Annotated in this window: 16 protein-coding genes and 1 pseudogene; 10 read left to right on the top strand and 7 right to left on the bottom strand. The window is 72.1% G+C overall.

The features are described 5' to 3' along the window. The first annotated feature begins 84 nt into the window (after positions 1-84). Positions 85-1,101, top strand: a complete 1,017-nt coding sequence (locus EDF28_RS02630) for an aldo/keto reductase (protein WP_123292981.1) — start codon at positions 85-87, stop codon at positions 1,099-1,101. A 151-nt stretch (positions 1,102-1,252) separates the two neighbouring features. Here the strand turns inward: EDF28_RS02630 and EDF28_RS02625 are convergent, their stop codons facing one another. Together EDF28_RS02625 and EDF28_RS02620 are read right to left on the bottom strand one after the other, a co-directional pair. Then, positions 1,253-1,456 carry a hypothetical protein gene (locus EDF28_RS02625; RefSeq protein WP_123671333.1) on the bottom strand — a complete coding sequence of 68 codons (204 nt, stop codon included), beginning with the start codon at positions 1,454-1,456 and terminating at the stop codon, positions 1,253-1,255. After that, entirely contained in the window at positions 1,453-2,325 is an 873-nt protein-coding gene (locus EDF28_RS02620; protein ID WP_185020981.1) for a helix-turn-helix transcriptional regulator, read from the bottom strand. Before EDF28_RS02620 ends, EDF28_RS02625 begins: the two co-directional genes overlap by 4 nt. An 86-nt stretch (positions 2,326-2,411) precedes the next feature. Between EDF28_RS02620 and EDF28_RS02615 the strand changes: the two genes are divergently transcribed. Then, positions 2,412-3,296 (top strand): aldo/keto reductase, encoded by an 885-nt coding sequence (locus EDF28_RS02615; protein WP_123937075.1) that lies wholly within the window; start codon positions 2,412-2,414, stop codon positions 3,294-3,296. 72 nt (positions 3,297-3,368) lie between these two features. Here EDF28_RS02615 and EDF28_RS02610 read toward each other — a convergent pair whose 3' ends face one another. Continuing rightward, a complete protein-coding gene (locus tag EDF28_RS02610; protein WP_221182534.1) occupies positions 3,369-4,634 on the bottom strand; it encodes a cell wall metabolism sensor histidine kinase WalK in 1,266 nt (421 codons plus the stop codon). A 92-nt stretch (positions 4,635-4,726) separates the two neighbouring features. Next, positions 4,727-5,407: pseudogene (locus EDF28_RS02605) on the bottom strand (response regulator transcription factor); the annotation flags it as partial. Between the two features lie 138 nt (positions 5,408-5,545). Between EDF28_RS02605 and EDF28_RS02600 the strand changes: the two are divergent. Genes EDF28_RS02600 through EDF28_RS02585 form a run of 4 tightly spaced genes read left to right on the top strand, consistent with a single transcriptional unit; the run spans position 5,546 to position 9,540 of the window. Further along, a complete protein-coding gene (locus EDF28_RS02600; RefSeq protein ID WP_123937073.1) occupies positions 5,546-6,646 on the top strand; it encodes a MoxR family ATPase in 1,101 nt (366 codons plus the stop codon). Continuing rightward, positions 6,643-7,557: a DUF58 domain-containing protein gene (locus tag EDF28_RS02595; RefSeq protein ID WP_123937072.1), complete on the top strand. Its 915-nt coding sequence runs from the start codon at positions 6,643-6,645 to the stop codon at positions 7,555-7,557. Before EDF28_RS02600 ends, EDF28_RS02595 begins: the two co-directional genes overlap by 4 nt. Then, positions 7,554-8,549: a VWA domain-containing protein gene (locus tag EDF28_RS02590; RefSeq protein WP_123937071.1), complete on the top strand. Its 996-nt coding sequence runs from the start codon at positions 7,554-7,556 to the stop codon at positions 8,547-8,549. Before EDF28_RS02595 ends, EDF28_RS02590 begins: the two co-directional genes overlap by 4 nt. 16 nt (positions 8,550-8,565) lie before the next feature. After that, entirely contained in the window at positions 8,566-9,540 is a 975-nt protein-coding gene (locus EDF28_RS02585) for a S1C family serine protease (protein WP_123937070.1), read from the top strand. On the opposite strand, the gene EDF28_RS02580 is transcribed toward EDF28_RS02585, so the two are convergent. Continuing rightward, the gene (locus EDF28_RS02580) at positions 9,527-10,414 is read right to left on the bottom strand and encodes a helix-turn-helix transcriptional regulator (RefSeq protein ID WP_123937069.1); all 888 of its coding nucleotides are present in this window, start codon (positions 10,412-10,414) and stop codon (positions 9,527-9,529) included. The two genes, EDF28_RS02585 and EDF28_RS02580, sit on opposite strands and share 14 nt — an antisense overlap. A gap of 63 nt (positions 10,415-10,477) precedes the next feature. Then, the gene (locus EDF28_RS02575) at positions 10,478-11,647 is read right to left on the bottom strand and encodes a sorbosone dehydrogenase family protein (protein WP_260154486.1); all 1,170 of its coding nucleotides are present in this window, start codon (positions 11,645-11,647) and stop codon (positions 10,478-10,480) included. Positions 11,648-11,756: 109 nt separating this feature from the next. Between EDF28_RS02575 and EDF28_RS02570 the strand changes: the two genes are divergently transcribed. Together EDF28_RS02570 and EDF28_RS02565 are read left to right on the top strand one after the other, a co-directional pair. After that, complete coding sequence (locus tag EDF28_RS02570; RefSeq protein ID WP_123937067.1) at positions 11,757-12,155, top strand: cupin domain-containing protein; 399 nt, start codon at positions 11,757-11,759, stop codon at positions 12,153-12,155. Then, complete coding sequence (locus EDF28_RS02565; protein WP_111083610.1) at positions 12,152-12,823, top strand: SDR family oxidoreductase; 672 nt, start codon at positions 12,152-12,154, stop codon at positions 12,821-12,823. Before EDF28_RS02570 ends, EDF28_RS02565 begins: the two co-directional genes overlap by 4 nt. Before the next feature lie 131 nt (positions 12,824-12,954). Here EDF28_RS02565 and EDF28_RS02560 read toward each other — a convergent pair whose 3' ends face one another. Next, entirely contained in the window at positions 12,955-13,497 is a 543-nt protein-coding gene (locus tag EDF28_RS02560; protein ID WP_123937066.1) for a TetR/AcrR family transcriptional regulator, read from the bottom strand. 53 nt (positions 13,498-13,550) lie between these two features. Between EDF28_RS02560 and EDF28_RS02555 the strand changes: the two genes are divergently transcribed. Both EDF28_RS02555 and EDF28_RS02550 read left to right on the top strand, forming a co-directional pair. Then, positions 13,551-13,874 carry a DUF952 domain-containing protein gene (locus EDF28_RS02555; protein ID WP_123937065.1) on the top strand — a complete coding sequence of 108 codons (324 nt, stop codon included), beginning with the start codon at positions 13,551-13,553 and terminating at the stop codon, positions 13,872-13,874. An 86-nt stretch (positions 13,875-13,960) separates the two neighbouring features. Continuing rightward, positions 13,961-14,398, top strand: a complete 438-nt coding sequence (locus EDF28_RS02550) for a hypothetical protein (RefSeq protein ID WP_123937064.1) — start codon at positions 13,961-13,963, stop codon at positions 14,396-14,398. Positions 14,399-14,427: the final 29 nt, after the last annotated feature.

The raw sequence follows: 14,427 nt of genomic DNA, 5'->3' as shown, positions 1-14,427 counted from the left end.
AAGGGCCTCCCCCCTTTCGCCGTGGGTGACCGGCCTAGCGTGGCAGCCGTGCCCGGCGAGACCCGCGGGCACGGAGAGGAAACCATGGAGTACCGCCAGCTCGGACGCACCGGCGTCGAGGTGAGCCCGCTCGCTCTGGGCACCATGATGTTCGGCCCGTGGGCGAACGCCGACGTCGACGACTCGATCCGGATCATCCACCGCGCCCTCGACGCGGGCATCAACTTCGTCGACACCGCCGACGCCTACTCGGACGGCGTCTCGGAGGAGATCGTCGGCAAGGCCATCAAGGACCGCCGTGACGACGTCGTGCTCGCCACCAAGTTCTTCATGCCGATGGGTGAGGGCCCGAACCGCTCCGGGGGCTCGCGCCGCTGGATCATGCAGGAGGTCGAGAACTCCCTGCGCCGCCTCGGCACGGACCACATCGACCTGTACCAGGTGCACCGTCCGTCCCCGACGACGGACGTCGAGGAGACCCTGGGCGCCCTGACCGACCTGGTCCGCCAGGGCAAGGTCCGGAACATCGGATCGTCGTCGTACTCGGGCGCCGAGATCGTCGAGGCCCAGTGGACCTCGGAGCGCCGTGGCCTGGAGCGCTTCCGCACCGAGCAGCCGCCGTACTCGATCCTGGTGCGCGGCATCGAGGAGGACGTCCTGCCGACCACGCAGCGCTACGGCATGGGCACCCTCGTCTACAGCCCGCTCGGCGGCGGCTGGCTCAGTGGCCGCTGGCGCAAGGACGCTCCCGGCACCCCGACGGCGAAGCACCGCCCCGCGGCCCGGTTCGACATGTCGACGCCCGCGAACCAGCGGAAGCTCGACATCGTCGAGGAACTCGCACTCCTGGCCGAGTCGCAGGACATGTCCCTCATCGAGATGTCGCTGGCGTGGGTGATCCGGCACCCCGGCGTCACGAGCGCGATCATCGGCCCGCGCACCATGGAGCAGCTCGAGTCGCAGCTCCCCGCCGCTGACCGCGTGCTCAGCGACGAGGTCCTGGACCGCATCGACGAGCTCGTCGCACCGGGCGTCACGATCAACCCCGACGACAACAGCTACGGGCAGCACACCCTGGTGCCCGCCGCACGTCGCCGGTGAACGCGACCGAGTGACGGACGGGAGGCCCGTGGCCAGCTGGCCACGCGCCTCCCGTCCGCCATCTGGGCACGCTCACAACGTCAGTCACCCCGAACCACGCGATCACGTGGTTCGGGGTGACTTTGGTTGTGCGGCGCTGCGCCGCAGCGCGTCAGCGGCGTCGGAACAGCTCGCCGAGGTGCCACGGGCCGGGCGCGAGCCGCACAGCGGCCTCGGCACGCACGCGCTCCTCGAGCGCACGGTCGCGGGTCAGGTCGTGGATCTCCTGCTCAGCGCGCCAGCGGAACCGCAACCGGCCGAGGAACCCGAGCGGTGCAGCGGCTGCGGTCGTCGGGACGGACTCGGTCTCGCTCATGCGTCCTCCGGTTCCGGGACGGCTGCGGCCGTCGTGGCGACGAGGTTCGCGAGCAGCTGCAGGCGCTCCTCGGACGGTGAGCCCGGCTCGGTGCCGTACGCGATGAGCGTCAGCCCGGTGTCGGTCGCGAGCTCCATCGTCTCGTACGTCAGGTCGAGGTCGCCGACCTCGGGGTGGTGCACGCGCTTCGAGCCGTTCAGGTGCCGCATGACCCCGTGCGCGGCCCAGCGCTGCCGGAACTCCTCGCTGCGGGTGGAGAGCTCGCCGATCAGGTCGGTCAGTCCCTTGTCGTACGGCGACCGGGCAGCCTCGGCACGGAGCACGGCCACCATGTCGCTCGCGACGACGTCCCAGTCGCGCCAGAACTCCTGACCGCGTGGATCGAGGAACGCGAAGCGGGCGGTGTTCGGGGTGCCGGCGGGGTCGAGGAACAGCGGCGAGTAGAGCGCACGGGCCAGGGCGTTGCCGGCCAGGAAGTCCGAGCGGCCGTTGCGCACCCACGCGGGCATGGTCATGCCGTCGAGCATGCGCTGCACGTTCGGTCGGACCTTCGACGTCGGGGGCTTGCGCCGCGTGGTCGCCGAGGCGTTCTGCACGCGGGCCAGGTCGAACAGGTGCGCGTGCTCGGCGTCGTCGAGGCGCAACGCGCGCGACAGCGACTCGAGCACGCTCTCCGAGACGCCGGTGAGGTTCCCGCGCTCGAGGCGGATGTAGTAGTCGACGCTCATGCCGGCGACGAGCGCGAGCTCCTCGCGGCGGAGACCCTTGACCCGTCGGGCGCCACCGAAGTCGGGCAGCCCGACCTGCTGCGGCGTGACGCGCTCGCGGCGGGTGCGGAGGAAGTCGCGCACTTCGCTTCTGGTGTCCATGCGTCCACGGTAGGACGGTGCCGGGCGGGGAAGAAGGGGTTGCTGGTACCCGTCAGGGTCAGGGGCACCGGCCTAGCGTCGTGGGCATGGACTCACTCACCCTCAACAACGGACTCGAGATCCCCGCGATCGGCTTCGGCGTGTTCCAGAGCGCACCCGACGAGACCGTGGACGCGGTCCGCACGGCACTGGAGACCGGGTACCGCCACATCGACACCGCCGCCGCGTACGGCAACGAACGCGAGGTCGGCGAGGGCATCCGCGCCTCCGGCGTCGACCGCGACGAGATCGTGGTCGAGACGAAGATCTGGGTCTCCGACTACGGCTACGACGAGACCCTGCACGCGTTCGAGAAGGCCACCGGCAAGCTCGGGTTCGACCGCGTCGACGTGCTGATCCTGCACCAGCCCGCGCCGGACCGCTTCGAACGGACGGTGCAGGCGTACAAGGCGCTCGAGACGCTGTACGCCGATGGTCGGGTCGGAGCGATCGGCGTGAGCAACTTCATGCCGCACCACCTGCAGTCGCTGCTCGACGCGACCGACGTCATCCCGGCGCTCAACCAGGTCGAGCTGCACCCGTACTTCACGCAGCCGGACGTGCAGCGCACCGACGCGGAGCACGGGGTCCTCGACCAGGCGTGGTCCCCCATCGGCGGGATCACCTTCTACCCGGGCTGGGGTGACGAGCGGGTCAGCGTGATGGACGACCCCACGATCCGGACCATCGCCCAGACGCACGGCAAGACGCCGGCGCAGGTGATGCTCCGCTGGCACGTGCAGCAGGGGCGGAACGCGATCCCGAAGTCGACGAACCCCGGACGGATCGCTGAGAACTTCGACGTCTTCGACTTCGTGCTGTCCGACGACGACCTCAGGGCCCTGGACGCGCTCGACACGGGCCGCCGGAACGGCCCGGACCCCGACGGTGCGGACACGAGCCGCTTCGAGCGGGTGATCCCGGAGGCCTGACGCGACCAGGAGACGGCCAGGAGGCCCGTGGCGGCGCCGCCACGGGCCTCCTGGCCGTCACGGGGTCGGCACTCAGGCGAGCGGGTCGCCGTCCGGCGGCTCGTCCGTCCTCGTCGGCGCGCCCGGCACGGCGCGCTCCGGCAACCAGATGACGAAGGTCGACCCGTCGGAGCCGCGACTCTCGAGGCGGAGGCGGCCCTCGTGGCTCTCCACGATCTGGCGCGCGATCGACAGCCCGAGGCCGCTGCCGGTGGAGGCGTCCGAGGACTCCCGGTAGAAGCGGTCGAACACCCGTGGCCGGGCATCGTCGGCGATGCCGGGGCCCTCGTCACGCACCGCGAGCCACGCCCACCCACGGACGCTCCCGACGCCGATCGTCACGGTGGAGCCGACGGGTGCGAGCCGGACGGCGTTCGAGAGCAGGTTGCCGAGTGCGCGCGACAGGGCGTCGGGATCGGCGAACACCACCGGGCCGCCGTGGATCCGCTCGCGGATCGTGAGGTCGCGGCGGCTCGCCAGGATCCCGTACTCCGCAGCAGCGGACGCGGTCAGCCGCGCGACGTCGACGTCGCGGTCGGTGAAGGCCTCGGACCGGGTGCGGGCGGTCGCGAGCAGGTCCTCGAGCAGGCGGCTCATCCGCCGGGTGGACTGCAGCACGACGTCGGCTGACGCCTGCCGTTCGGCCGGGGTGGCGGCGTCGTCCGCGAGGACGGCCTCGACGTTCGACTGCACGACGGCGACGGGGTTCCGCAGTTCGTGGGAGACGTCCTCGACGAGCATCCGTTCGGCCCGGAACGCGCGGTCGAGCCGGTCGAGCATCCCGTCGATGGTGTCGGCAAGGGTGTGCAGCTCGTCGGGAGGTCCTGACGCGTCGATGCGGCGTGACAGGTCGGTCGCGGTGATCTCCTGCGTCGCCCGGGTGATCGCACCGACGGGGCGGAGCGCGCGGCCGGCGACCCACCAGCCGATCGCCAGGCTCAGGACGAACATCACGACCAGGGCGATGATCGAGTACTGCTGCAGCGACTGCAGGGACGTGTAGTTGACGGCGCGCTGCACCGTCTCGAGGTCGGCGACCTGGAACTGCTCGCCGGGCTTGTAGACGATCGTGCCGTCGGCGGCCTTGTAGAACTTCTTCACCGTGACGGGGTTGAGGGGCTCGGCGCTGACCGTGCTCGACAGGGCGACGTAGACGGCGGCGAGGGCGAGCGCGGTGATCCCGAACAGGACGGCGCTGTACGTCAGGGTCAGGCGCATCCGGATCGTGCGTGCCCAGGCCGGCAGGCGCAGGAACCGGCGGTGGCCGACCTCGCGCCTGGCGCGGTCGAGCGCGCTCACGACGCAGCGCCGGCCGCGCCGACCGCCCGTACCGGCGCCGCTGGCGCTCCGAGCGTCGACGAGTCCCCGGTGCCGTCCTCGGTGAGTTCCCGGAGCCGGTACCCGCGGCCGACGACGGTCTCGATCGCCGGCTCTTCGTCCGCGACGCTGAGCTTCCGGCGGAGCGTGCCCACCGTGACCCGGACGGTCTGCGTGAACGGGTCGGCGTTCTCGTCCCACACGTGCTCGAGCAGTTCCTCTGCCGACACCACGTAGCCGACACGGCCGAGCAGGTACCGGAGCACCCCGAACTCCTTCAGGGTCAGCGCGAGTTCGCGGTCGCCACGGCGCGCGAGCTGCCGCGCGGTGTCGACGACGATCGGGCCGTCGACGAGCACGGAGGACGCGGCCTCGCCCGAGCGCCGGGTGAGTGCGCGCATCCGGGCGGTGAGCTCGACGAGCGCGAACGGTTTCACCAGGTAGTCGTCGGCACCGAGGTCGAGCCCGCGGACCCGATCGCGCAGCTGGCCGCGGGCGGTGAGCATGAGGATCCGTGGGCCAGGGCCACCGGACCCACCGGGTTCGCCGGTCGACCGGAGTTCGCCGGCGAGCTCGAAGCCGTCCCCGTCCGGCAGGTTCACGTCGAGCAGGACGATGTCGTAGTCCGTGACGGCGAGCTTCCCGCGGGCGTCCCCGAGCGTGCCGGCGGCGTCGACCGCGTACCCCTCACGCTGCAGGGCGACGCGCAACGCGGTCACCAGACCGGCTTCGTCCTCCACCATCAGCACACGCATGCCTCACGGTAACCAGGGCGGCTGGGCGACTGACAGGTACTGTCCGTTCCCCCTTTTCGGTCTGGTTTCGATCCGGCTTCCCGTCGTTTTCGCCCCTGGCGACTGGAGTGGGACGCACCCGAACGACAGGAGGACACCATGACCGAAGCCGCCCACGCCGACCCGTACACGACGCCGTCCGCGTCAGCCGTCCTCGAACGCGCACTGTTCGAGGTCAAGCACGTGGTCGTCGGCCAGGACGCCATGGTCGAACGGATGATGATCGGGCTGCTCGCCCGGGGCCACGTGCTGCTCGAGGGCGTCCCCGGCGTCGCGAAGACCCTCGCGGTGCGCACCCTGGCCACCGTCGTCGGCGGGGACTTCGTCCGCCTGCAGTTCACCCCCGACCTGATGCCGTCCGACATCGTCGGGACGCGGGTCTGGCGGCCGTCCACCGAGACCTTCGACATCGAACCCGGACCGGTGTTCGCCAACCTCGTGCTCGCGGACGAGATCAACCGCGCTCCCGCGAAGGTGCAGTCGGCGCTGCTCGAGGCGATGGCCGAGCAGCAGGTCTCGATCGGTGGGCAGACCCACCGGCTCCCCGACCCCTTCATCGTGCTCGCCACCCAGAACCCGATCGAGAACGACGGCGTGTACGCGCTCCCCGAAGCGCAGCGCGACCGCTTCCTGCTCAAGGTCGACGTCGACCATGCCGACGAGCTCGGGGAGCTGACCATCGTGCAGCGGATGAGCGCCGACCGGCCACGCGCGCAGCAGATCCTGACGGTGCCGGACATCGTCCGGCTGCAGGCCGAAGCCGAGCAGGTCTTCGTGCACCACGCGGTCGCCATGTACGCCGTGCAGCTCGTGATGGCGACCCGCCACCCGCACCGGTACGGCGTGCACACCCTCGACGGAGTACTCGAGTACGGCGTCAGTGCTCGCGGGTCGCTCGGCCTGGTCGCCGCGGCCCGTGCGCTCGCGCTCCTCCGGGGCCGCGACTACGTGCTGCCCGGTGACATCGCGGACGTCGCCTCCGACGTGCTCGCGCACCGCCTCGTGCTCACCTTCGACGCCGTCGCCGACGGGGTCGACCCCAGGACCGCTGTGGAGGCCGTGCTCGCGGCCGTCCCGCAGCCTCGGATCGCGGCGTCCGAGGACCCGAGCGCGGTCGCGGCGGGCGGTGACGTGCGGTACCCCCCAGCCGCACCGACCCCCGCCGCGGCCGCTTCCACCCCGTACGAGGCGACGCCGTGAGCGACGCCGCACGGCTCCGCCGCCTCGAGCTCACCGTCCGGCGCCGTGTCGACGGCACGGTGCACGGCGACCACCAGGGCCTGTCCCTCGGCACGGGCAGCGACCCTGAGGAACTCGTGCGCTACCAGCCCGGGCACGACGTCCGCCGGATCGACTGGAACGCCACGGCTCGAGCCGGCGAACCGTACGTCTGGCTCACCCGCGCTGAGCACGCCCTCGAGACGTGGGTGCTGGTCGACCGTTCGCCGAGCATGGCCTTCGGCACCACCGACCGTGAGAAGGCCGACGTCGCCACCTGGACGGCGGCGGCGATCGGCCTGCTCACCACCGGCGCGGGTGACCAGGTGGGACTCGGCGTCGTCGGCACCGAGGGGATCCGCTGGACCCCACCGCGCGCCGGTCGCACCACCGCCCGCCGCGTGCTCCGTGCCGATCCAGGCCCCCGCGACGGCGTCCCGACGACCGACCTGTCCGCAGCGCTCCGCGTGTTCGCCGCCCAGGCGCCCCGCCGCGGTCTGCGGGTCGTCATCAGTGACCTGCTCGACCAGCCGGCGACCGACAGCGCGCGGCTGCCGTGGGAGCCCGCCCTGCGTCGGCTGTCGGCACGCCACGAGGTCATCGTCGTCGAGGTGCTCGACCCCCGCGAACTCGACCTACCCGACGTCGGCGACGTCGTCTTCGTCGACCCGGAGTCCGGCGCCCAGCGCGTCGTCGCCACCTCGGACCGGGCACTCCGCACCGCGTACGCCGCCGGAGCAGCCGCCCACCGCGCGGCCACCGCCACCGCCGTCCGCGCCGCCGGGGCCGACCACCTGGTCCTGCGCACCGACGATGACCTCGGCCGCGAACTCACCCGCTTCATCCACCGCCGGCACCGCACGCCCGCCCGATCGGCACGGAGGACCCGATGACCTTCCTCACACCCTGGTTCCTGCTCGCCCTGGTGCCGGTGGCGGCGCTCGCCGTCGCGTACCTGCTCGTCCAGCGCCGACGCCGGCGGTACGCCGTGCGCTTCGCGACCCTGCCGATGCTCGACAAGCTCGTCCCGAAGCAGCCCCGGTGGCGTCGGCACCTGCCCGCGGCGCTCGTCCTGGTCGGCCTGACCGCCCTCGGCTTCGCCGGTGCGCGCCCCGAGATCGACGTCCGGGTGCCGTACGAGCGTGCCACGGTCATCGTCGCGATCGACACGTCCGGCTCGATGCAGGCCGACGACGTCGACCCGAACCGGCTCGAGGCCGCCAAGTCCGCCGCCGAGTCCTTCGTCGCCGAGATGCCGGAGACGTTCAACGTCGGGGCGATCGCCTTCGCCGGCGGCGCGGACGTCCTGGCTCCGGCCACCCGCGACCACGAAGCGGTCCGGGAGGCCATCGCCGGCATGGACGACGGCGGCGGTGGGACGGCGATCGGCGAGGCCGTCTTCGAGGCGGTCGGCGAGGTCGACCGCCTCAGTGACGAGGGTGCCACCGGCTCGGCGTCGCCGTCCCCGACCCCCGGCTGGTCCGGGGAACCGGAGCGCATCCCGGCGCGACTCGTGCTGCTCTCCGACGGCGCGAACACCACCGGGCGCGAACCCGCCGCGGCCGCCGAAGCAGCTCGCGAAGCCGGCATGCCCGTCTCCACCATCGCCTACGGCACCGATTCCGGGGTCGCGAACCTCTGGGGGACGCAGCAGGCCGTCCCCGTCGACGAGACCTCGCTCCGCCAGCTCGCGGACGAGACCGACGGACGGTTCTACCGGGCGTCCAGCACCGACGAACTCCGCGAGGTCTACCAGGACATCGGCTCGTCGATCGGTTGGCACGAGGAACCCGTCGAGATCACGCCGTGGCTCGCCCTGCTCGGCATGCTCCTCGCCCTCACCGCCGGCGCGCTCTCCCTCCGCTGGTTCGCCCGCATCGTCTGAACACGAGGACACGACCATGAGTGACACCCCTCCCGGCATCGGCCGGCCCGCAGGTCCACAGCACTGGTCCACCGGCGCACCGCCCGAGCGATCTGCGCGACCAGACGGCGGACGGGAGGCCCGGGACCAGCTCGCAACGGGCCTCCCGTCCGTCCCCACGCCCGTCCAGGGCCCCCCACCGGACCCGGCCACCCGCCGGTCCGAGTTCGACGAGCCGGCACCGCGCCGCGAGCGGCGGGGCGGCGGCCGGACCGCGACCGTCCTCGTCGCCGCGCTCGTCCTCGGCGGCACCGCGGGGGTCACCGGCGCCCTGCTCGTCACCCCGGACTCCCCGGTCAGCGCCCCGGCGGCCGGTCGGCAGCAGTCCGGTACGTCCGGCTCGTCGGGGACGTCCGGCTCGTCCGGCGGTACTGCGACCGACGCCGAGGACGCCGCCCAGCGGATGCTGCAGAGCGTCGTGCAGGTCCGCACGACCGGCGGGAGCGGCTCCGGCTTCGTCATCGACGACGCCGGACACGTCATGACGAACCACCACGTCGTCGACGGATCGTCGGCCGTCCGGCTCGTACTGCCCGACGGCACCAGCACCGACGGCCGGGTCGTCGGCAGCGACGAGGACAGCGACATCGCGGTCATCGAGGCGACCGGCCTGACCGTGCCCGCAGCCGACCTCGGACGCAGCGCCGACCTGCGGATCGGCGAGTCCGTCATCGCGGTCGGGTCCCCGCTCGGCCTGAACGGCACCGTCACCTCGGGCATCATCAGCGCCCTCGAACGGACCTCGCAGCGATCGGCGCAGCCGCTCGTGCAGACCGACGCGTCGATCAACCCCGGCAACTCCGGCGGGCCGCTCGTCGGGCTCGACGGCCGCGTCGTGGGGGTGAACACGTCGATCGCGACACTCGGCTACTCCTCCGGCAACATCGGCATCGGCTTCGCGGTGCCCATCGACGACGCCGCACGGATCGCGGACGACATCATCCGGGGCTGACCGCGCTGCGCGCACGTTCCGCGATCTGCTCCGTCGCCGCCCACGATGCGAGCAGGCGGAGCGCATCGGCGGTCGGGCTGCCCGGGGTCGCCGGGTAGATCGTGAGCGCGAGCCCGGGGTCCTCGGCGAGTTCGAGCGTCTGGAAGTGCAGCTCGAGCGGACCGACGACAGCGTGCCGGAAGGATTTCACGCCGGCGTAGTGGCGGCGGACGTCGTGCGCCGCCCACAGGGCGCGGAAGTCGTCGCTCCGCATCGACAGCTCGCCGATGAGTGCTGCGAGGTCGCGGTCGTTCGGTGTACGGCCGGCCTCGCGCCGCAGGATCGCGACGTTCGTGTGCGCCGCCCGCTGCCAGTCCTGGTAGAAGTTCCGGGCCTGCGGGTCGAGGAAGATGAAGCGCGAGAAGTTCATCGGCCGGGCCGGTGCCGCCACCAGGTCCGAGTGCATCGCGTAGCCGAGCGCGTTCGCGGCGACGATGTCCTGCCGGTTGTTGATGATCATCGCCGGCGCATCGGTGATGACGTCGAGCAGGTACTGCAGCTCCGGGCGGACTGCGGCCACCGGCACCACCTTGCCCGCGCGCCGCGGTGTCGCGTTCTGGTGCCGGGACAGGTCGCGCAGGTGCTCGAGCTCGGCGGCGTCGAGCTGCAGTGCACCGGCGACGGCCTCGAGCACGCTGTCCGAGACGCCCTGCAGGTTCCCCCGCTCCAGCCGCGTGTAGTAGTCGATGCTGACGCCGGCCAGCCGTGCGACCTCTTCGCGCCGGAGCCCGGTGACCCGACGGCGGGTGCCGAACGTCTCCACCCCGGCTTGCTCGGGGGTGATGCGGGCGCGACGGCTGGACAGGAAGTCGCGGGCTTCGTCGCGGTGGTTCATGCCGTCACGGTAACCGGCTGGACAGCGTGCGAGCGAGGGGCTGCCGGAACCCCTGTGGGGTCGTCACGACCGCGTGAGCGGGACCGAGACGATGCGATCGTCCCCCGCTGCGGGGTCACCACGGCCGTCGGTGTTGTTCGTGACGAACCAGAGGGTGTCCGCCGGCCCCTCGAGCACGGTTCGGATCCGGCCGAAGTCGCCCGGGAAGTACTCGGTCGACGTCCCCGGGTCGTCCGCCGGGATCGCCCGGAGCACCTCGCCGCGCAGGTTGGCCACGAACACGGTGTCGTCGACGACCGTCAGGCCGCTCGGGGACGCCTCGTCCGTCGACCACTGCTGCACCGGGTCGACGAAGCCCTGGTCCTCGCCGCCCTCACCCTCGACCTCGGGCCAGCCGTAGTTCTCGCCCGCCTCGATCACGTTCAGCTCGTCGAGGGTGTTCTCGCCGAACTCCGACGCGAACATCGTGCCGTCCGATGACCATCCCAACCCCTGCACGTTGCGGTGCCCGAGGCTCCAGACGGGTGACCCGTCGAACGGGTTGTCGTCCGGTACGTCGCCGTCCGGGGTGAGCCGCAGGATCTTGCCCGCGAGCGAGTCCTCGTCCTGCGCGTCACTGCTCGTGCCGGCGTCCCCGACGCTGGCGTAGAGCATGTCGTCGGGGCCGAACGCGATGCGGCCGCCGTCGTGGAACGTGTTCGACGGCAGCCCGTCGATGATCGTCGTGGCGTCACCGAGCGCCCACGACCCGGCGCTGCCCGTCAGTTCGAACCGCTGGATCCGGTTGCCGTCGTCGGCCGTCGAGTACACGAACAGGTCGTCGTCGTGCAGGGCCAGCCCGAGCAGCCCGCCCTCGCCGCCGTGGCTGACGCCGTCGACGGTGCCCACCTCGCGCGTCGTGCCGTCCTCCTGCAGCTCGAGGACCTTCGCGGAGTCGCGTTCGCTGACCAGGGCGTCGCCGTCGTCGCCGGTGCGGACGACCGACCACGGTGCCTCGAGCCCGGTGACCACGTCGCTGGTGTCGCCGTCGAGCGCGACCTGCCCGGTGGGCAGGTCGGCGGGGGCGGTGGCGCGGGCGCTCGCCGACGAGCCGCGGTCGTCGTCCGGTGCGGCATCGGCGCAGCCGCCCAGGGCGAGGGCGGCCACCGCGGCGATGCCCGCAGCGGACCAGCCGCATCGGGCTCGGGTGGGGTTCGGGTTCGGGTGCGGGTTCGGGTGTTCGCTGCTGTCCACGGTGGTCCTCCCGGATCGTGCGTCGATCACACACGTCGCGTTCGGGAAACGGCTGAGGGGTACGGCCGGCACCTCCCTCCAGTGCGCACATCGGCCTACCGTCGGGGCCATGAAGATCCAACCGAAGCAGCCGACCGTCAAGAACCCGGCCGCGCAGTTCACCGGCGACGTGTACCTCGACGCCATCGCCAGCCCGAAGGAAGCCGGCCAGTCGATGACCGTCGCGAAGGTCCGGTTCCTGCCCGGCGCCCGCACCGCCTGGCACTCGCACGCCAACGGCCAGACCCTGCACGTCACCGAGGGTGTCGCGCGCATGGGCACCCGTGACGGCGGCGTGATCGAGGTCCAGCCGGGCCAGACCGTCTACACGCCTGCGGGTGAGGAGCACTGGCACGGTGCGACCCCGACGGATTACATGGAGCACCTCGCGATGCTCGACCTCGCCGACGACCCGGCGACCACCACCACCTGGCTCGAACACGTCACCGACGAGGAGTACTCCGCATGACCACCATCGCCATCATCGGGGCCGGCAAGGGCCTCGGTCTCGCCGTCGCCGAACGCTTCGGCCGCGAGGGCTTCTCGATCGCCCTCGTCTCCCGCAACCAGGACCGCCTGGACGGCCTCGCCGCGTCGCTGCGCGAGCAGGGCATCACGGCCGCCGGGTTCGCCGCGAACGTCCGTGACGGCGATTCGCTCCGCAGCGCCCTCGAGCGTGCGACCGAGCAGCTCGGCCCCATCGAGGTGCTGCAGTACAGCCCGCTCCCCGCCAAGGAGTACATGCGTCCGGTGCTCGAGACCACCGCGGACGACCTGGTCGGCCCGATCGAGTTCTCGGTCTACGGCTCGGTCAACGCGGTCCGCCAGGTGCTGCCCGGCATGCGCGCGATCGGCCACGGCACGATCCTGTTCGTGAACGGTGGCAGTGCGGTGCGTCCTGGCGCCCGGGTCACCGGCACCTCGGTCGCCTTCGCGGCCGAGAGCGCCTACGCCCAGCTCCTGCACGACGCCGTGCGCGACGAGCAGGTCCACGTCGGCCAGCTCATCATCCCGTTCGGCATCGACGACGGGCAGCCGGAGCACTCCGGCGAGTCCATCGCGGATCGTCTGTGGGCGATCCACTCGGAGCGCGGCGAGTTCCGCACGTACGCGGAGGCGCTGCCCGACCCCGCTTGAGCGCGGTTCGCGCCGCATCGAGTGAGCAGAAGGCGACGAGTCCGAGCGCGTGACCCGTCGCCTTCTGCTCACTCCGTGGCGGACGGGAGGCCCGGTGCCAGCTGGCCACGGGCCTCCCGTCCGCCCTGGGGTCACGTCGAGAGCACCGCGACGGCACGCGCGGCGCGTGCGGCGACCGCGGCCGCCGTCGGGGCCGGAGCCAGGCCGAGCAGGCGCTCGCGGTGGAGCTCCCCGAGCAGCAGGGTGAAGAGCTCGGCGGCGGTCTCCGGAGTGGCTCCGGCGCGGACCAGGGCCTGCTGCGCGGCGAGCGGGCCGGCCTCGTGGAACTCACGGGCGAGCTCGGGTGATCGCGCCGACTCGGCGATGACGAGCCGGTGCAGGGCGACGGCGCGGTCCGAGAGCAACGCGCTGCCGATCGCCGTGGCCGTGGACACGAGGTCCGCGGCGGGCTGCGCGGCGTACGGGTGCTGCTGGCGCACGACCGCGTGGAGGATCGCGGGCTTGTCGCCGAACGCCGTGTAGAGCGTGCGCTTGGTGACCCCGGCCTCGGCGGCGATGCGGTCGAGCGCGACCCCCGCGAACCCGTGCTCGAGGAACAGTGCGGTCGCGACGTCGAGGATCCGCTCGTCACGGGCGGTCCGCTCGTCGGCGGTCGGACGTCCTCGCTTGTTCACGGACCCATCCTAGTCGTAATGATACGCTCCCGTTTCATTACTGAGGAGGGTCCATGACCGATGTGGTCTGTCACGTGGCGATCGCCGACGACTGGGAGATGAGCCGCGGGTTCGGCGAGTACGAGGTGTCCACTCGCGGGGTGCCGCTCGAGCCGGGCGGGTACGTCCGCGCCACGACGCCCGACCGGGTGTCCGACGTCGTCGCCGAGCGGTACGGCGACCTCGCGCTCCCCCTGCTCCGGATCGACCTGAGCGTCGAGGGGCTCGCAGCTGCGGGGGTGCCGGTCGAGTGGGTCGACGGTCTCCCCCGGGTGCGCGGTCCGATCCCGATGGACGACGAGGTCGTGCTGGCCGAGGTGCCCATCCCGAACGTGTGACCACTTCGTGAGCAGAAATGGTCGAGTCCGCCAACGGCCACCCGACCATTTCTGCTCACGAAGTACCGCGCCCTAGGCTGGAAGGGATGTCCAGCGTCCTCCTCACCGTGCACGTCGTGGCGGCGCTGCTCACCCTCGGGCCCGTCGCGGTCGCCGGGAGCATGTTCCCGAAGCCGGCCCGCGCGCTCGTCGTCGATCCGGGCGACCAGGGGGCCCGAGCGGTCGCCAGGGTCCTGCACCGGATCTGCCACGTGTACTCGATCATCTCGCTCGCCGTCCCGACCTTCGGCATGGCCCTGGCGTTCGAGGTCGGGGCGCTCGACGAGGCGTGGCTGCTCGTCTCGATCGGTCTGACCGCGGTGGCTGCGGGGATCCTCGCGCTCGGGGTCCTACCGGAACAGCGCGAGGTCCTGCGCGGGAACGGGACCGAGCGCTCGCCGCGGAAGCTCGCTGCCCTGGTCGGCCTGTTCAACCTGGTGTGGGTCGTCGTCGCCGTGCTCATGGTGGTGCAGCCCGGCGCCTGACCAGGCTGCACCGGGACGGCGCCACGTGC

Source organism: Curtobacterium sp. PhB137 (assembly GCF_003814955.1).
Classification (GTDB): domain Bacteria; phylum Actinomycetota; class Actinomycetes; order Actinomycetales; family Microbacteriaceae; genus Curtobacterium.
The sequence above is the reverse complement of the archived record's forward strand: the minus strand, read 5'-3'. Positions and strand labels throughout refer to the sequence as shown.